At 60.7% G+C, this 16,480-nt stretch carries 15 protein-coding genes; 14 read left to right on the forward strand and 1 reads right to left on the reverse strand.

Features of this window, described 5'->3' with window-relative positions; genetic code table 11:
• Positions 1 to 150 precede the first annotated feature (150 nt).
• From prfC to deoD, 11 genes are all read left to right on the forward strand, one after another.
• Positions 151 to 1,740, forward strand: coding sequence for a peptide chain release factor 3 (prfC, locus tag J0F90_RS03110; protein WP_004933094.1), 1,590 nt, complete (start codon positions 151 to 153; stop codon positions 1,738 to 1,740).
• Positions 1,741 to 2,256: 516 nt separating this feature from the next.
• Complete coding sequence (gene osmY, locus J0F90_RS03115) at positions 2,257 to 2,871, forward strand: molecular chaperone OsmY (RefSeq protein WP_016929169.1); 615 nt, start codon at positions 2,257 to 2,259, stop codon at positions 2,869 to 2,871.
• Between the two features lie 161 nt (positions 2,872 to 3,032).
• Entirely contained in the window at positions 3,033 to 3,194 is a 162-nt protein-coding gene (locus J0F90_RS03120) for a DUF1328 domain-containing protein (RefSeq protein ID WP_004933089.1), read from the forward strand.
• Positions 3,195 to 3,262: 68 nt separating this feature from the next.
• Positions 3,263 to 3,448: a CsbD family protein gene (locus J0F90_RS03125; RefSeq protein WP_025305210.1), complete on the forward strand. Its 186-nt coding sequence runs from the start codon at positions 3,263 to 3,265 to the stop codon at positions 3,446 to 3,448.
• 10 nt (positions 3,449 to 3,458) lie between these two features.
• Positions 3,459 to 4,577 carry a patatin-like phospholipase family protein gene (locus J0F90_RS03130; protein ID WP_033641214.1) on the forward strand — a complete coding sequence of 373 codons (1,119 nt, stop codon included), beginning with the start codon at positions 3,459 to 3,461 and terminating at the stop codon, positions 4,575 to 4,577.
• Positions 4,574 to 5,356, forward strand: coding sequence for a TatD family hydrolase (locus J0F90_RS03135; RefSeq protein WP_033641215.1), 783 nt, complete (start codon positions 4,574 to 4,576; stop codon positions 5,354 to 5,356). Before J0F90_RS03130 ends, J0F90_RS03135 begins: the two co-directional genes overlap by 4 nt.
• A gap of 183 nt (positions 5,357 to 5,539) precedes the next feature.
• Positions 5,540 to 6,817 (forward strand): NupC/NupG family nucleoside CNT transporter, encoded by a 1,278-nt coding sequence (locus J0F90_RS03140; RefSeq protein ID WP_004933076.1) that lies wholly within the window; start codon positions 5,540 to 5,542, stop codon positions 6,815 to 6,817.
• Positions 6,818 to 7,187: 370 nt separating this feature from the next.
• On the forward strand, positions 7,188 to 7,967 hold the full coding sequence (gene deoC, locus J0F90_RS03145) for a deoxyribose-phosphate aldolase (protein WP_016929165.1): 780 nt from the start codon (positions 7,188 to 7,190) through the stop codon (positions 7,965 to 7,967).
• A 66-nt stretch (positions 7,968 to 8,033) separates the two neighbouring features.
• Positions 8,034 to 9,359: a thymidine phosphorylase gene (gene deoA, locus J0F90_RS03150; RefSeq protein ID WP_033641216.1), complete on the forward strand. Its 1,326-nt coding sequence runs from the start codon at positions 8,034 to 8,036 to the stop codon at positions 9,357 to 9,359.
• Positions 9,360 to 9,552: 193 nt separating this feature from the next.
• Complete coding sequence (gene deoB, locus J0F90_RS03155) at positions 9,553 to 10,776, forward strand: phosphopentomutase (RefSeq protein WP_033641218.1); 1,224 nt, start codon at positions 9,553 to 9,555, stop codon at positions 10,774 to 10,776.
• 166 nt (positions 10,777 to 10,942) lie between these two features.
• On the forward strand, positions 10,943 to 11,674 hold the full coding sequence (deoD, locus tag J0F90_RS03160) for a purine-nucleoside phosphorylase (protein ID WP_004933059.1): 732 nt from the start codon (positions 10,943 to 10,945) through the stop codon (positions 11,672 to 11,674).
• A 169-nt stretch (positions 11,675 to 11,843) separates the two neighbouring features.
• Here the strand turns inward: deoD and J0F90_RS03165 are convergent, their stop codons facing one another.
• Positions 11,844 to 12,527, reverse strand: coding sequence for a YtjB family periplasmic protein (locus J0F90_RS03165; protein WP_004933054.1), 684 nt, complete (start codon positions 12,525 to 12,527; stop codon positions 11,844 to 11,846).
• A gap of 110 nt (positions 12,528 to 12,637) precedes the next feature.
• Between J0F90_RS03165 and serB the strand changes: the two genes are divergently transcribed.
• Genes serB through nadR form a run of 3 tightly spaced genes read left to right on the forward strand, consistent with a single transcriptional unit; the run spans position 12,638 to position 16,353 of the window.
• The gene (gene serB, locus J0F90_RS03170) at positions 12,638 to 13,615 is read left to right on the forward strand and encodes a phosphoserine phosphatase (protein WP_016929162.1); all 978 of its coding nucleotides are present in this window, start codon (positions 12,638 to 12,640) and stop codon (positions 13,613 to 13,615) included.
• A 19-nt stretch (positions 13,616 to 13,634) separates the two neighbouring features.
• Complete coding sequence (gene radA / locus J0F90_RS03175) at positions 13,635 to 15,020, forward strand: DNA repair protein RadA (protein WP_028127870.1); 1,386 nt, start codon at positions 13,635 to 13,637, stop codon at positions 15,018 to 15,020.
• A gap of 58 nt (positions 15,021 to 15,078) precedes the next feature.
• Complete coding sequence (gene nadR, locus J0F90_RS03180; RefSeq protein WP_016929160.1) at positions 15,079 to 16,353, forward strand: multifunctional transcriptional regulator/nicotinamide-nucleotide adenylyltransferase/ribosylnicotinamide kinase NadR; 1,275 nt, start codon at positions 15,079 to 15,081, stop codon at positions 16,351 to 16,353.
• Positions 16,354 to 16,480 lie beyond the last annotated feature (127 nt).

The raw sequence follows: 16,480 nt of genomic DNA on the forward strand, positions 1-16,480 counted from the left end.
CAGCCCGGTCGGAAAAAGCATTGATTGTCACCGGTTGGCAAATCGGCGAAAATGCCCGGCTGTTATCTTTTATTCACCGCTTTGCCCGGCGCCGCGATCGGCGCGTTCTGATGATGTCGCAGGGCGGACTAACCGTAGAACCTGAAAACCATGTCTCCTAGTGAATTTGCCCGCGAAGTCTCCAAAAGAAGAACTTTCGCCATCATCTCGCACCCCGATGCCGGTAAAACCACCATTACCGAAAAAGTGCTGCTGTTCGGACAGGCGATCCAGACCGCCGGTACGGTAAAAGGCCGCGGCTCCAGCCAGCACGCCAAATCCGACTGGATGGAAATGGAAAAGCAGCGTGGGATCTCGATCACCACCTCGGTGATGCAGTTCCCGTATCGCGACAGCCTGGTCAACCTGCTGGACACCCCGGGGCACGAAGACTTCTCCGAAGATACGTATCGCACCCTGACCGCGGTCGACTGCTGTCTGATGGTGATCGACGCCGCCAAGGGCGTTGAGGATCGCACCCGCAAGCTGATGGAAGTCACCCGCCTGCGCGACACGCCGATCCTGACCTTCATGAACAAGCTGGACCGCGACATCCGCGATCCGATGGAGGTGATGGATGAAGTCGAACGCGAACTGAAGATCGCCTGTTCGCCCATCACCTGGCCGATCGGCTGCGGCAAGCTGTTCAAGGGCGTTTACCACCTGTACAAGGATGAAACCTACCTGTACCAGACCGGTAAAGGCCACACCATTCAGGAAGTGCGCATCGTCAAGGGCCTGAACAACCCTGAGCTGGATGCGGCGGTGGGCGAAGATCTGGCGGCGCAGCTGCGCGATGAGCTGGAATTGGTGCAGGGCGCTTCTCACGAGTTCGATCAGGAGGCTTTCCTGAGTGGCGAGCTGACGCCGGTGTTCTTCGGTACCGCACTCGGCAACTTCGGCGTGGATCATATGCTGGACGGCCTGGTGGCCTGGGCGCCGGCGCCGATGCCGCGCAAAACCGACACCCGCGAAGTGACGGCGGCGGAAGAGAAATTCACCGGCTTTGTGTTCAAGATCCAGGCCAACATGGATCCGAAGCACCGCGACCGCGTGGCCTTTATGCGCGTGGTTTCCGGCCGTTATGAGAAGGGCATGAAGCTGCGCCAGGTGCGCACCGGCAAAGACGTGGTGATCTCCGACGCGCTGACCTTTATGGCCGGCGACCGTTCGCACGTGGAAGAAGCCTACCCGGGCGACATCATCGGTCTGCACAACCATGGCACCATTCAGATCGGCGATACCTTCACCCAGGGTGAAGACATGAAGTTCACCGGCATCCCGAACTTCGCGCCGGAACTGTTCCGCCGCATCCGCCTGCGCGATCCGCTGAAGCAGAAACAGCTGTTGAAGGGGTTGGTGCAGTTGTCCGAAGAGGGCGCGGTGCAGGTGTTCCGCCCGATCGCCAACAACGATCTGATCGTCGGTGCGGTCGGCGTGCTGCAGTTCGACGTGGTCGTGGCGCGTTTGAAGAGCGAGTACAACGTGGAAGCGCTGTATGAGTCGGTCAACGTGTCGACGGCGCGCTGGGTTGAGTGCGACGACGTGAAGAAGTTCGAAGAGTTCAAGCGCAAGAACGAGATCAACCTGGCGCTGGACGGTGGGGACAACCTGTCCTACATCGCGCCGACCATGGTGAACCTCAACCTGACGCAGGAACGTTATCCTGACGTGACCTTCCGCAAAACCCGCGAACACTGATCAATCGGCAGGGCGCCCGGTGCGCCCTGCACGCTCCTCCCACCCTAACTGCGCTAATTAATAAACCTTACTCATATTTTACCCTGCGAACAGATGTCGCCAGGCGGCGTTCGTTCGGCCTGCATTTTCCGTCTGATGGTCTATCTTTAACAGGATGTTCGCACATTGCTTGAGAGTAAATCACTGCAATACGTTGCTTGTTTGGTGAGTTATTCTGATGTGTTGCCGATAGGAGACAGTCAGTATCTTTAAATATCAATGAGATAGGCATATTTCAGTTTTGTGTGGCTTAGTCTGTCGTCAATAGACGACAGTTTGTTGATTAAAAATCCAACTGAAGAATTTTTCTCTTTGATAAATAAGGTATTTATTGGATTGGCACGGCCGTTGCAATACTCCTGTCGTGAACGCTTAATCGTATAGCGATGATGAAGTATTTACCGAGAGGCCGCGTGAAGGCGGCTGAAGGGTTCCGGCGCTTTGGCGCTGCGGGCCCCCAACAAAAGGAAGAGATCGATGAAAAAGACCAAATTTGCACACTCGCTGATGGCTGTTGTTTTGGGTTCTGCTTTGGTGAGCGGCACTGCACTGGCCGAAGACAGCCTGTTAAACAAGGCGTCTAACGCCGCGGATAGTGCCGGTGCCAAAATCGATAGCTCCATGAAAAAAGTTGACGGTTACATGGATGACAGCGCGATAACGGCTAAAGTTAAAAGTGCGTTGGTGGAAGATAAGACCATCAAAAGCGCTGACATTTCGGTGAAAACCGAAAAAGGCGCCGTGATCCTGAGCGGGTTTGTCGGCAGCCAGGCGCAGGCGGAACATGCGGTCGCGGTTGCCGGTAAGGTGGAAGGCGTCAAGACCGTCAGCGACAAGCTGCATGTGAAGGACGAAGCCAACCAGTCGATCAAATCGTATGCCGGCGACACCGCCACCACCAGCGAGCTGAAAGCCAAGCTGCTGGCCGATGACATCGTGCCGTCGCGCAATGTGAAAGTGGAAACCACCGATGGCGTGGTGCAGCTTTCCGGTGAGGTGAAAACGCAGGCGCAGTCTGAGCGTGCCGAAAGCATCGCCAAGGCCATCGACGGCGTGAAAAGCGTGAAAAACGACCTGGTGGTCAAGCCGTAATCCCGCCAGGCGCCCGTAACAAGTAACAACAAGCCGCATCTGTCGGGCCGTGAAGGCGGCCCGACATGTACCACCAAAAAAAGAAACTGATTTGCCGTCGACGTCCCGTTGTCGGGGCGGCAGACAGCAGCGAATTTTTTCACAATGGTAAGGAGAAGCTTATGTTTCGTTGGGGCATTATCTTTTTAGTCATCGCGCTTATCGCTGCGGCACTGGGATTCGGTTCGCTGGCGGGCACCGCCGCCTGGGCCGCCAAGGTGGTGTTCGTTGTCGGCATCATCCTGTTCCTGGTCAGCCTGTTCACCGGCCGTCGGCGCCCTTAGCCGGTCGGCATTTTCCCGTAAACTGTAACAAAGCTTAATTCCTTTTCTCACCTCGGGGAGGGCCGGCCATGAACAGCGACATCATCGTTGGGCGCTGGAAACAGCTGAAAGGCCAGGTATGGCAGGCGTGGGCCGAATGGTCCGGCAGCGATTGCGCCTGGCTGGCCGGCAGCAACGATTTCCTCGCCGGTGTACTGCAAGAGGATTACGGAAGAGAGCGAGACGCGGTATCCTCGGAGAAAACGTCTCACTGAGGATGCCAAGTTGGGATACAGAATACCCATCACGCTCGGCAATATAGAACCGCTGGCGTCTAAACCCTTTCGGCCAGGCAAGATGGCGCTGGTCTGCGAAGGCGGCGGCCAGCGCGGCATTTTCACCGCCGGCGTGCTGGACGAGTTTCAGCGCGCGGGCTTTAACCCTTTCGATCTGCTGATCGGCACATCGGCCGGCGCTCAGAATCTGTCTGCCTATATCTGCGGGCAGATGGGCTACGCGCGCCGGGTGATCACCCGTTACACCACTTCGGCACAGTTCTTCAATCCGCTGCGCTTCGTGCGCGGCGGGCATCTGATCGATCTCGATTGGCTGGTTGATACGGCGGCGGCGCAGATGCCGCTGGCGATGGACGTGGCGGAACAGCACTTTACCGACGGGCGCGAATTCCTGCTGTGCGCCTGCCGCAGCGACGATTTCGAACCGGCCTATCTGCCGGCGCAGCGCGAACGCTGGCTGCCGGCCATCAAGGCGTCCAGCGCCATTCCCGGCTTCTACCGTCAGGGCGTGGAGTTGGACGGCGTCAGCTATCAGGACGGCGGCATCAGCGATGCGATTCCGGTGGAAGAGGCCTATCGCCGCGGCGCCGACACCATCGTGGTGATCCGCACCGTGCCTTCGCAAATGTACTACACCCCGCAGTGGATGAAGCGTATGGAGCATTGGCTGAGCGACAGCAGCCTGCAGCAGATGGTGCGCATCCTGCAGCATCATGAGCAAAGCTATCACCGCATCCAGCGCTTTATCGAGAAGCCGCCGGGCAAGCTGCGCATCTTCGAGATCTTCCCGCCTAAGCCGCTGGCCAGCAATGCGCTGGGCAGCCGACTGGGGGCGCTCAATCAGGATTATCACCTGGGGCGCCGCTGCGGCCGCTACTTCCTGGCCACCGTCGGCCAGTGGATGGCGCAGCAGGAACCGGACGGCATCAAGGTGCGAAAATCGTTGTCGCGCCGCCTGATCCAGCCCGAGAATGTCAGAATGCCTTCGCCGATCGTGACCGACATCGCCATGTCGCCCGATCTCGCGGCGCAGCCGGAGGCTGCGGTGGCGGCGCCGAAACTCATTCTGCCGGGCGATCTGCCGCCGGGTGAAGGGGGCGCGCTGTGAGCTACGCCTTTACCGACACCCACTGCCATTTCGATTTCCCACCCTTTACCGGACACGAGGCCGAAAGCCTGACGCGGGCGGCAAGCGCTGGCGTGCAGCGCATCATCGTCCCGACGGTCACTGCCGATCGCTTTGCGCGGGTGCTGCGGCTGGCGCAGGATCACGCGCCGCTGTTCGCCGCGCTGGGGCTGCACCCGCTGTATATCGCGCAGCATCATGAGCCGCAGCTGGAACAGTTGGCGGCGCTGTTGGCCGAACGGCCGCGCAAGCTGGTGGCGGTGGGGGAGATTGGGCTCGATCTGTATATGGACAACCCGCAGTTCGAGCGCCAGCAAAGCGTGCTGCTGGCCCAACTGAGGCTGGCGAAACAGCATGACCTGCCGGTGATCCTGCACTCGCGCCGCACCCACGATCAGCTGACCGCGGCGCTGCGGCGCATGCAACTGCCGCGCCGCGGCGTGGTGCACGGCTTCGCCGGCAGCCTGTCGCAGGCGCAGGCGTTTATCCGCCTCGGCTATTACATCGGCGTGGGCGGCACCATCACCTATGAGCGGGCGCAGAAAACGCGCGGCGTGATGGCGCAGCTGCCGCTTGAGGCGCTGCTGCTGGAGACGGATGCGCCGGACATGCCGCTGGCCGGCTATCAGGGGCAGCCGAATCGCCCCGAGCGCGCCGCCGAGGTGTTTCACACGCTGTGCGAGCTGCGGCCGGAACCGGCCGACGAGATCGCCGCTCACCTGCAACGCAATACCCAGTCACTGTTTGCCATGCCGGATTGACGAGCTTATAACGTGACCTGCGTCACGTTATAAGATTTTCATTTGCGTCTCGTTGTATACATTTGTGACATAAATCGGTGCGAGGGTGACCTCGCTCAGTATAATCCCCCCGAAACTCTCCAATAGCAGACCTCTCTTCATGAGCAGGGATGTATTTTATTTTTTGCAACAGGGAAACTTTGCATGCAACTCATCATGAGTCTGGTCGGTATGGCGGTGCTGATCGCCATTGCGGTGCTGCTCTCCAGCAACCGTCGGGCCATCAAATTGCGCACCGTCGTGTGGGCGTTCATCATTCAGGTCGGCATCGGCGCGCTGGTGCTGTACGTGCCGCTGGGCCGCAGCATCCTCGGCAGTATGTCTAACGGCGTGGCAAACGTTATCGCCTACGGCAATCAGGGCATTTCGTTCATTTTCGGCGGGCTGGTGTCCGACAAGATGTTCGAGGTGTTCGGCGGCGGCGGCTTCGTGTTCGCGCTGCGCGTCCTGCCGGTGATCGTGTTCTTCTCCTCGCTGATTGCGGTGCTGTACTACCTCGGCATCATGCAGTTGGTGATCCGCGTGCTGGGCGGCGGCCTGCACAAGCTGCTGGGCACCTCGCGCACCGAATCGCTGTCGGCGACCGCCAACATTTTCGTCGGCCAGACCGAAGCGCCGCTGGTGGTGCGCCCCTATATCGCCACCATGAGCCAGTCAGAACTGTTCGCCGTGATGTGCGGCGGCCTGGCTTCGGTAGCCGGTTCGGTGTTGGCGGGGTACGCGCAGATGGGCGTGCCGCTGGAATACCTGATCGCCGCATCCTTCATGGCCGCGCCGGGCGGGCTGCTGTTCGCCAAGCTGATGGTGCCGGAAACCGAGCAGACCCACGATAAAGACGATGCGATGAAGCTGATCGCCGAAGAGGATCGTCCGGCCAACGTGATCGATGCGGCGGCTTCCGGCGCGGCTTCCGGCATGCAGCTGGCGCTGAACGTCGGTGCGATGCTGCTGGCGTTTATCGCGCTGATCGCCTTGCTTAACGGCATTCTCGGCGGTATCGGCGGCTGGTTCGACTATCCGCAGCTGTCGCTTGAGCTGATCCTCGGCTGGGTGTTCTCACCGATCGCCTTCCTGATCGGCGTGCCGTGGAGCGAAGCGATGACCGCCGGTTCGTTCATCGGGCAGAAGATCATCGTCAACGAGTTCGTCGCCTACATGAACTTCGGCGCCTATCTGCGCCCGGACGACGTGGTGGCGGCGGAAGGCCTGCAGGTGCTGTCGACGCACACCAAGGCGATCATCTCCTTCGCGTTGTGCGGCTTCGCCAACCTCTCCTCGGTGGCGATCCTGCTGGGCGGTCTGGGCAGCATGGCGCCCAACCGTCGCCACGACATCGCGCGCTTCGGTCTGAAGGCCGTGGCGGCGGGCACGCTGTCCAACTTGATGAGTGCCACCATCGCCGGCTTCTTCCTGGCGCTGTAAGCCATCACGGAGCCCGCGACGGCGCGACCGATCGCGGGACTCCGCCTATACTCTAAGCAACGCGGGTGCTTGCCGCATCCGCGATCTTCAGCCGCTTCTTTAGCGAATTTGTGAACGATATCGCGTTATTTTGTGATGTTCTTCACATATAATTCCGGTCTGTTACAGTGCTATTTCATATAGTGTGACGATGAACGCGAATCGCCTTCGGCATTCGTGTTCAAATAGCTATTACTGGCCGGCCGCAAGGCGGGTGGCCATGTGCGGTGAGAAGGATCTCAGTTGCCGCCGCGGGAACGCCGTTCCCCAGCGCTATCTTCATGGAACCAAGTCCGCTCGCCAACACCCAGGTACTCAGTTGGAGAGTTTTATGACCGAATTAACCGCAGCAGCGCAACGTGCGCTGAACTTGATGGATTTAACCACGCTGAATGATGATGACACCGACGAGAAAGTGATCGCGCTCTGTCGTCAGGCCAACAGCCCGGCCGGCCACACGGCGGCCATCTGCATCTACCCGCGTTTTATCCCGGTGGCGCGTAAGGCGCTGCGCGAGCAAGGCACGCCGGACATCCGCATCGCCACCGTGACCAACTTCCCGCATGGCAATGACGATATCGACATCGCGCTGGCGGAAACCCGCGCGGCGATCGCCTATGGCGCGGATGAAGTGGACGTGGTGTTCCCATACCGCGCGCTGATCGCCGGCAACGAACAGGTCGGCTTCGAGCTGGTGAAACAGTGCAAGCAGGCTTGCCAGGCGGCCAACGTGCTGCTGAAAGTGATCATCGAAACCGGTGAGCTGAAACAGGCCGATTTGATCCGCAAGGCGTCCGAGATCGCCATCAAGGCCGGGGCGGACTTTATCAAGACCTCCACCGGCAAGGTGCCGGTCAACGCCACCCTGGAGAGCGCCGAGCTGATGATGTCGGTGATCCGCGATATGGGCGTGGCGAAGACGGTGGGCTTCAAGCCGGCCGGCGGCGTGCGCACCGCGGAAGACGCGCTGCATTATCTGCAACTTGCCGATCGTATTCTGGGCGAAGGGTGGGCCGATGCGCGGCATTTCCGCTTTGGCGCTTCCAGCCTGCTGGCCAGCTTGCTGACCGCGCTGGGCCACCAGACCCAGACCGCCGGCGGCGGCTACTGATCGATTTCGTTGGCGGGCGCCAGGCGCGCCCGTCTGCACCGACTCTCGGCGACACAGGGGGATGCCTTGTTCCTGGCTCAAGAAATTATTCGTAAGAAACGCGACGGCCAGCCGTTAAGCGAAGCGGAAATCCGCTTTTTCATCAACGGCATTCGCGACAACGTAGTGTCGGAAGGGCAGATCGCCGCGCTGGCGATGACCATTTATTTCCATGACATGAGCATGCCGGAGCGCGTGGCGCTCACCATGGCGATGCGCGATTCTGGCACCGTGCTGGACTGGAAGAGTTTGGCGCTGAATGGCCCGATCGTCGACAAGCATTCGACCGGCGGCGTGGGCGACGTGACCTCGCTGATGCTCGGCCCGATGGTGGCGGCCTGCGGCGGCTATGTGCCGATGATCTCCGGCCGCGGCCTGGGGCATACCGGCGGCACGCTGGACAAACTGGAAGCCATTCCGGGCTTCAATATTTTCCCGGACGATAACGCCTTCCGCAAAATCATTCAGGACGTCGGCGTGGCGATCATCGGCCAGACCAGCTCGCTGGCGCCGGCGGACAAGCGTTTTTACGCCACCCGCGACATCACCGCCACCGTGGATTCGATCCCGCTGATCACCGCCTCCATTCTGGCCAAGAAACTGGCGGAAGGGCTGGATGCGCTGGTGATGGACGTGAAGGTTGGCTCGGGCGCCTTTATGCCGACCTATGCCCTGTCGCAAGATTTGGCGCAGGCGATCGTCGGCGTGGCCAACGGCGCGGGCTGCAAGACCACCGCGCTGCTGACCGACATGAACCAGGTGCTGGCTTCCAGCGCCGGCAACGCGGTGGAAGTGCGCGAAGCGGTGCGCTTCCTGACCGGCGAATACCGCAACCCGCGCCTGCTGGAAGTGACGCTGGCGCTGTGCGTGGAGATGCTGCTGTCCGGCGGCCTGGCGCAAGACGAGGCCGATGCGCGCGCCAAGCTGCAGGCGGTGCTGGACAACGGCAAAGCGGCTGAGGTGTTTGGCCGCATGGTGGCGGCGCAGCAAGGGCCGATAGACTTCGTCGAACGTTATGATAGCTATCTGCCGGCGGCAACGCTGAGCAAGCCGGTGTATGCTGAAAAGCCGGGTATCATCAGCGCCATGGATACCCGCGCGCTGGGTATGGCGGTGGTGTCGCTGGGCGGCGGCCGCCGCCGGGCGAGCGACGCCATCGATTACAGCGTTGGCCTGACCGAGGTAGCGCGTCTGGGCGATAAGGTGGATACCCAGCAACCGCTGGCGATGATCCACGCCAACGATGAAGAGAGCTGGCAACTGGCGGCCGATGCGGTGCGCAGCGCAATGACGCTGAGCGACAAGGTGCCGGAGGCGACGCCGGTGGTGTATAAGCGCATCACTCAAGCGTGATGACCCTCGTCTTTCAAGCCGTAGCGTTGTTGGCTGCACGCGTGCACCCCAGTCACTTACTTGAGTAAGCTCCTGGGGATACACACGCTAGCCGCCTAGCTACAACTTGAGATCCATTGGGTATAAATTTAGAGAATAAGGGCGATTGCAGTTTTGCGGTCGCAATAGCGTGAGAACACGCAGGAGAGCACAGATGAAACGCACATTTATTATGGTATTGGACTCCTTCGGCATCGGCGCCAGCGAAGACGCCGAACGTTTTGGCGACCAGGGTTCCGACACCCTGGGCCACATCGCCGAGGTTTGCGCGCGCGGTGAAGCCAACGTGGGCCGCCAGGGCCCGCTGACGCTGCCTAACCTGAGCCGTCTGGGCCTCGGCAAAGCGGCGGAAGAGTCCACCGGCAACTTCCCGCAGGGGCTGGATCGCAACGCCGACATCATCGGTGCTTACGCTTACGCCAGCGAGCTCTCTTCCGGTAAAGACACGCCGTCGGGCCACTGGGAAATCGCCGGCGTGCCGGTGCTGTTCGACTGGGGCTACTTCAAGGACGAGCACAACAGCTTCCCGCAGGCGCTTCTGGACAAACTGGTCGAACGCGCCAATCTGCCGGGCTACCTGGGCAACTGCCACTCATCCGGCACCGTGATCCTCGATCAGCTGGGCGAAGAGCACATGAAAACCGGCAAGCCGATTTTCTACACCTCCGCTGACTCGGTGTTCCAGATCGCCTGCCATGAAGAAACCTTCGGCCTGGATCGTCTGTATGAGCTGTGCGAAATCGCGCGTGAAGAGCTGACCGAAGGCGGTTACAACATCGGTCGCGTGATCGCGCGTCCGTTCGTCGGCGATAAGCCGGGCCACTTCCAGCGCACCGGCAACCGCCACGATCTGGCGGTAGAGCCGCCGGCGCCGACCGTGCTGAAAAAGCTGGTGGACGAGAAGGGCGGCGAAGTGGTGTCGATCGGTAAAATCGCCGACATCTACGCCAACGTCGGCATCACCAAGAAGGTGAAGGCGACCGGCATCGATGCTCTGTTTGACGCGACCCTGATTGAAATGGAAAAGGCCGGCGACAACACCATCGTGTTCACCAACTTCGTGGACTTCGACTCCTCTTACGGCCACCGCCGCGACGTGGCGGGGTACGCCGCCGCGCTGGAGCTGTTCGACCGCCGCCTGCCGGAGCTGCTGAAGCTGGTGAAAGACGAAGACATCATCATCTTCACCGCCGACCACGGCTGCGATCCGACCTGGGCGGGCACCGACCACACCCGCGAGCACATCCCGGTGCTGGTTTACGGCCCGAAAGTGAAGCCGGGCTCGCTGGGCCACCGCGAGACCTTCGCCGACATCGGCCAGACCGTCGCCAATTATTTTGGCCTGTCGCCGATGGATTACGGTAAGACCATGTTCTAAGCCCTGTCTTTCAAGCCGCAGCGTTGTTAGCTTCACGCGTGAACCCCAGTCGCTTACTCAAGTAAGTTCCTGGGGATTCACCCGCTAGCTGCCTGGCTGCAACTCGAAATTCAAGGCTTAGATGTTTGACGTTTTTATTAAATAAGATTTCTAAAGGAAGAAAATTATGGCTACGCCGCACATTAATGCTGAGATGGGTGATTTCGCTGATGTAGTACTGATGCCGGGCGACCCGCTGCGCGCAAAATACATCGCCGAAACCTTCCTGGAAGGCGCGGTGGAAGTGAACAACGTGCGCGGCATGTTGGGCTTCACCGGCACCTACAAAGGCCGCCGCATCTCCGTAATGGGCCACGGCATGGGCATCCCGTCCTGCTCCATCTATGCGCGCGAGCTGATTGCCGAATTCGGCGTGAAGAAGATCATTCGCGTCGGTTCCTGCGGCGCGGTGCGTGACGATATCAAACTGCGTGACGTGGTGATCGGCATGGGCGCGTGCACCGACTCCAAGGTGAACCGTCTGCGCTTCAAGGATAACGACTACGCGGCGATCGCCGACTTCGACATGGTGCGCAACGCGGTCGACGCGGCTGCTGCGCAGGGCATCCCGGCGCGCGTGGGCAACATCTTCTCCGCCGATCTGTTCTACACCCCGGATCCGGACATGTTCCAGGTGATGAAGAAGTACGGCATCCTGGGCGTGGAAATGGAAGCGGCCGGCATCTACGGCGTGGCGGCGGAGCTGTACGAAGAGTTCGGCTGTAAGGCGCTGACCATCTGCACCGTGTCCGACCACATCCTGCGTCACGAAGCGACCACGGCGGCGGAACGCCAGACCACCTTTAACGAAATGATCGTTATCGCGCTGGAATCCGTGCTGCTGGGCGACAAAGCGTAATACCGCGGCGGGCGTCGTCATGGCGCCCGCCCGTCAATCTATTCATTCCGCTTGGCCAGTTTTGGCTAACGCTTTACCTTTCAATTGGTTGTGGATCCCGTTGTTACGGACAATCTATTCACCGAAAGGACAAGAAATCGGCACGAACGCATTCAACGCCTGGCCTGAGTTATTCCTTCTTCGGCGCCTCCTGCTTTGTTTCCGGCGCATCCTCTTCGTCGTCTTCCACTGTATTGCCTTCTTCCAGTGGCGTGTTGGCGGTCAACAGGTACGGCGACTGCTGCCAGCGGCTGCGGCGGTGTTGCAGCAGGGTACGCGCCAGAATGATGCCGATCGCCAGCGCCAGCAGGATCATCAGGCGCAGCAGGTTGGTGGTGTTGTCCACCTGCTTGGATTCGGTCGCCAGCACGTGGGTGTCGAGGGTGATGCGGATAAAGCCGATCGGGCCGTCTTTGCCCTGAATGGATTCGACCAACTGGTGGTTGAAGTAGCTGCCGGCGCGTTTGCCGTCGAGCGACAGGCGATCGCGTATACTTATCTGTTCCCCGGCGTGGGAGACCAGCGTGCCATCCAACTGATACACGCTGACGTCGAGAATGCGGCTGTGATCGGTGAGCTGCTTGAGGATGGCGTCGATGCGCGGGTTGTTGCCGTCGTCGTCCAGCAGCGGCGCCAGGCTGTAGGCGACCTGTTTGGTCAGCGTCTGCGCCAACTCTTCCACCTGCTCGGATCGCGCCATTTGGTGACTCAGGCTAAAATAAGAGGCGCCCTGCATCAGCAGCACCAGCAAAGCCAGGCAAATCAGGATAATAGCGGTGCGGTGCAGGCGAAATTTCAGTTTAGCGCGAGCCATGCAGGTTCCTTGGGCATCGGGGACACTTTATGTTGCCAGAACCGCTGGCGATAGGATAGCTTGATGCGTCGTTTTATCATGCAGCGTTTTTGTCCATTCAGGAGTCAATGATGTCAAACAGTCTGACCTATTGCGATCTTCCGGCGGAGATCTCTCAATGGCCGGGTCTTCCCCTTTCGCTCAGCGGCGACGAAGTGATGCCGCTGGACTACCGGGCGGGCAATACCGGGTGGCTGTTATACGGCAGAAAGCTGGACAAGGCGCGCATTACGCAATTCCAACGCAAGCTGGGCGCGGCGATGGTGATCGTCACCGCCTGGGGCGTGGACGACTATCAGGTCGTGCGCCTGGCGGGCACCTTGACGCCGCGCGCCAAGCTGCTGGCGGCGGAGAGCGGGCTGGACGTGGCGCCGCTCGGCAAGATCCCGCACCTGCGCACGCCGGGGCTGCTGGTGATGGATATGGATTCGACGGCGATCGAGATCGAATGCATCGATGAGATCGCCAAGCTGGCGGGCGTCGGCGAACAGGTGGCGGAAGTCACCGAACGCGCGATGCGCGGCGAGCTGGACTTTACCGCCAGCCTGCGCCAGCGCGTCGGCACGCTGAAAGGGGCCGACGCCAACATCCTCAAGCAGGTGCGCGACGAGCTGCCGCTGATGCCGGGGCTGACCAGCCTGGTGGGCAAGCTGCAGGCGATGGGTTGGCATGTGGCGATCGCCTCCGGCGGTTTCACCTACTACGCCGAATACCTGCGTAACCGGCTGCGGCTGGTGGCGGCGGCGGCCAACGAGCTGGAGATCCGCGACGGCAAGCTGACCGGCGAAGTGCTGGGGCCGGTGGTGGACGCGCAGTTCAAAGCCGATACGCTGCTGCGGCTGGCGGAGAAGCTGGAGATCCCGCTGGCGCAGACCGTGGCCATCGGCGACGGCGCCAACGATTTGAAAATGATGCAGGCGGCGGGGTTGGGCATCGCCTACCATGCCAAGCCGAAAGTGTATGAAAAAGCGCAGGTGGCGATCCGGCATGCGGATCTGATGGGCGTGCTGTGTATTCTCACCGGCAGCCTGAAACACGAAGTGCGATAACGAAAGATTGAGGTAAGACGTGGCAAAAGCGGCAAAACGGGCATTTGTGTGCAATGAGTGCGGGGCGGACTATCCGCGTTGGCAGGGGCAGTGCAGCGCCTGTCAGGCCTGGAACACCATCACGGAAGTGCGTTTGGCCGCGTCGCCCGCAGCGGCGCGCAACGATCGCCTCAGCGGCTATGCCGGCGACGCCGGCGTCAGCAAGGTGCAGAAGCTGTCGGAAATCAGCCTGGAGGCGCTGCCGCGCTTCACCACCGGCTTTCTCGAATTCGACCGCGTGCTGGGCGGCGGCGTGGTGCCCGGCAGCGCCATTCTGATCGGCGGCAACCCCGGCGCCGGCAAGAGCACCTTGTTGCTGCAGGTGCTGTGCAAACTGTCTGAACAGATGAAAACCCTGTACGTCACCGGCGAGGAATCGCTGCAGCAGGTGGCGATGCGCGCCCACCGTCTGGGGCTGCCGACCGGCGGCCTGAACATGCTGTCGGAAACCAGCATCGAGCAGATCTGCCTGATCGCCGAGCAGGAACAGCCGAAGCTGATGGTGATCGACTCGATTCAGGTGATGCACATGGCGGACATTCAGTCTTCGCCGGGCAGCGTGGCGCAGGTGCGGGAAACCGCCGCCTACCTGACGCGCTTCGCCAAGACGCGCGGCGTGGCGATCGTGATGGTCGGCCACGTCACCAAAGACGGCTCGCTGGCCGGGCCGAAAGTGCTGGAACACTGCATCGACTGTTCGGTGCTGCTGGACGGCGACGCCGATTCCCGCTTCCGCACCCTGCGCAGCCACAAGAACCGCTTTGGCGCGGTCAACGAGCTGGGGGTGTTCGCCATGACCGAACAGGGGCTGCGCGAAGTCAGCAACCCGTCGGCGATCTTCCTTAGCCGCGGCGATGAAGTCACTTCCGGCAGCTCGGTGATGGTGGTGTGGGAAGGCACCCGGCCGCTGTTGGTGGAGATCCAGGCGCTGGTGGATCACTCGATGATGTCCAACCCGCGCCGCGTGGCGGTGGGCCTGGAGCAGAACCGGTTGGCGATCCTGCTGGCGGTGCTGCACCGGCACGGCGGGCTGCAGATGTCGGATCAGGACGTGTTCGTCAACGTGGTCGGCGGGGTGAAGGTCAGCGAGACCAGCGCCGACCTGGCGCTGCTGATGTCGCTGGTCTCAAGCCTGCGCGATCGGCCGCTGCCGAACGATCTGGTGGTGTTCGGCGAAGTGGGGCTGGCGGGGGAGATCCGCCCGGTGCCGAGCGGCCAGGAGCGCATCTCTGAAGCGGCCAAGCACGGCTTCAAGCGCGCCATCGTGCCGCACGGCAATATGCCGAAAAAGCCGCCGGCCAACATGCAGGTGTTCGGGGTCAAGAAGCTGGCGGACGCGCTGGACGTGCTGGAAGGGTTTTATTAATGTCGCCGACGGCGAGCAAGATATGCTATTTTGTTTAGCATATTAAACGGAGGTGGCCATGCCGCAATTTGATTACCTGAAGACGTCCATCAAGCAAAAGGGCTGCACGCTGCAGCAGGTGGCGGATGCCAGCGGCATGACCAAGGGCTATCTGAGCCAGCTGTTGAACGACAAAATCAAAAGCCCGAGCGCACAAAAACTTGAGGCGCTGCACCGTTTTCTCGGGCTGGAGTTCCCGCGCAAAGAGGTTAAAGTCGGCGTGGTGTTTGGTAAATTTTACCCGCTGCATACCGGCCACATCTATCTGATCCAGCGCGCCTGCAGCCAGGTGGACGAGTTGCACGTTATTTTGTGCCACGACGAACCTCGCGACCGCGAGCTGTTCGAGAACAGTTCAATGTCGCAACAGCCGACGGTCAGCGATCGCCTGCGCTGGCTGCTGCAGACCTTCAAGTATCAGAAAAACATCCATATCCACTCGTTCGACGAGCAGGGCATCGAACCCTATCCGCACGGCTGGAACGTGTGGAGCGACGGCATGAAGGCCTTTATGGAACAGAAGGGGATCGTGCCGAGCTTCATTTATTCCAGCGAAGCGCAGGATGCGCCGCGCTACCGCGAGCATCTGGGCATCGAAACCATTTTGGTCGATCCCGAGCGTTCGTTCATGAACATCAGCGGCAATCAGATCCGCCAGGATCCATTCCGCTATTGGGATTACATCCCGACCGAGGTGAAGCCGTTCTTCGTGCGCACCGTGGCGATCCTCGGCGGCGAGTCGAGCGGAAAATCGACGCTGGTCAACAAGCTGGCCAACATCTTCAACACCACCAGCGCCTGGGAATATGGCCGCGATTACGTGTTCTCGCACCTGGGCGGCGACGAGATGGCGCTGCAATACTCCGACTACGACAAAATTGCCCTCGGGCAGGCGCAATATGTGGATTTCGCGGTCAAGTACGCCAACAAGGTGGCGTTTATCGATACCGATTTCGTCACCACCCAGGCGTTTTGCAAAAAGTACGAGGGGCGTGAACACCCCTTTGTGCAGGCGCTGATCGACGAATACCGTTTCGATCTGGTGATCCTGCTGGAAAACAACACGCCGTGGGTGGCGGACGGCCTGCGCAGCCTCGGCAGCACCGCCGATCGTCTGGCGTTCCAGCGCCTGCTGGAGGAAATGCTGCGCGCCAACGACATCGAGTATGTGCACGTTGAGTCCAGCGATTACGAAGAGCGTTTTCTGCGCTGCGTCGAGCTGGTGCAACAGTTGCTGGCGGCGGACGCCGGCCGGTTGGCGAACGCGCCCGCCCAGCATCACGCCGCAGGCTGAGAAAATTAGCGGAATGTGCGGTCGCGGCGGCAGAAACGGCCGCCCGGGCGCACATTTAACGGCTTGTTTAAACATGGTTCATTCGACAGCGACTACGGTAAGATTTTCTTTACCATAACGCTCAGAA

This window comes from Serratia marcescens subsp. marcescens ATCC 13880, assembly GCF_017299535.1.
Classification (GTDB): Bacteria; Pseudomonadota; Gammaproteobacteria; order Enterobacterales; family Enterobacteriaceae; genus Serratia; species Serratia marcescens.

Coding starts and splice junctions, on each gene's coding strand:
- deoB (WP_033641218.1), top strand. CDS start 9,553: ATGAAACGCACATTTATTATGGTATTGGACTCCTTCGGCATCGGCGCC.
- J0F90_RS03140 (WP_004933076.1), top strand. CDS start 5,540: ATGCAACTCATCATGAGTCTGGTCGGTATGGCGGTGCTGATCGCCATT.
- J0F90_RS03120 (WP_004933089.1), top strand. CDS start 3,033: ATGTTTCGTTGGGGCATTATCTTTTTAGTCATCGCGCTTATCGCTGCG.
- osmY (WP_016929169.1), top strand. CDS start 2,257: ATGAAAAAGACCAAATTTGCACACTCGCTGATGGCTGTTGTTTTGGGT.
- prfC (WP_004933094.1), top strand. CDS start 151: ATGTCTCCTAGTGAATTTGCCCGCGAAGTCTCCAAAAGAAGAACTTTC.
- nadR (WP_016929160.1), top strand. CDS start 15,079: ATGCCGCAATTTGATTACCTGAAGACGTCCATCAAGCAAAAGGGCTGC.
- J0F90_RS03125 (WP_025305210.1), top strand. CDS start 3,263: ATGAACAGCGACATCATCGTTGGGCGCTGGAAACAGCTGAAAGGCCAG.
- deoD (WP_004933059.1), top strand. CDS start 10,943: ATGGCTACGCCGCACATTAATGCTGAGATGGGTGATTTCGCTGATGTA.
- serB (WP_016929162.1), top strand. CDS start 12,638: ATGTCAAACAGTCTGACCTATTGCGATCTTCCGGCGGAGATCTCTCAA.
- deoC (WP_016929165.1), top strand. CDS start 7,188: ATGACCGAATTAACCGCAGCAGCGCAACGTGCGCTGAACTTGATGGAT.
- J0F90_RS03165 (WP_004933054.1), bottom strand. CDS start 12,527: ATGGCTCGCGCTAAACTGAAATTTCGCCTGCACCGCACCGCTATTATC.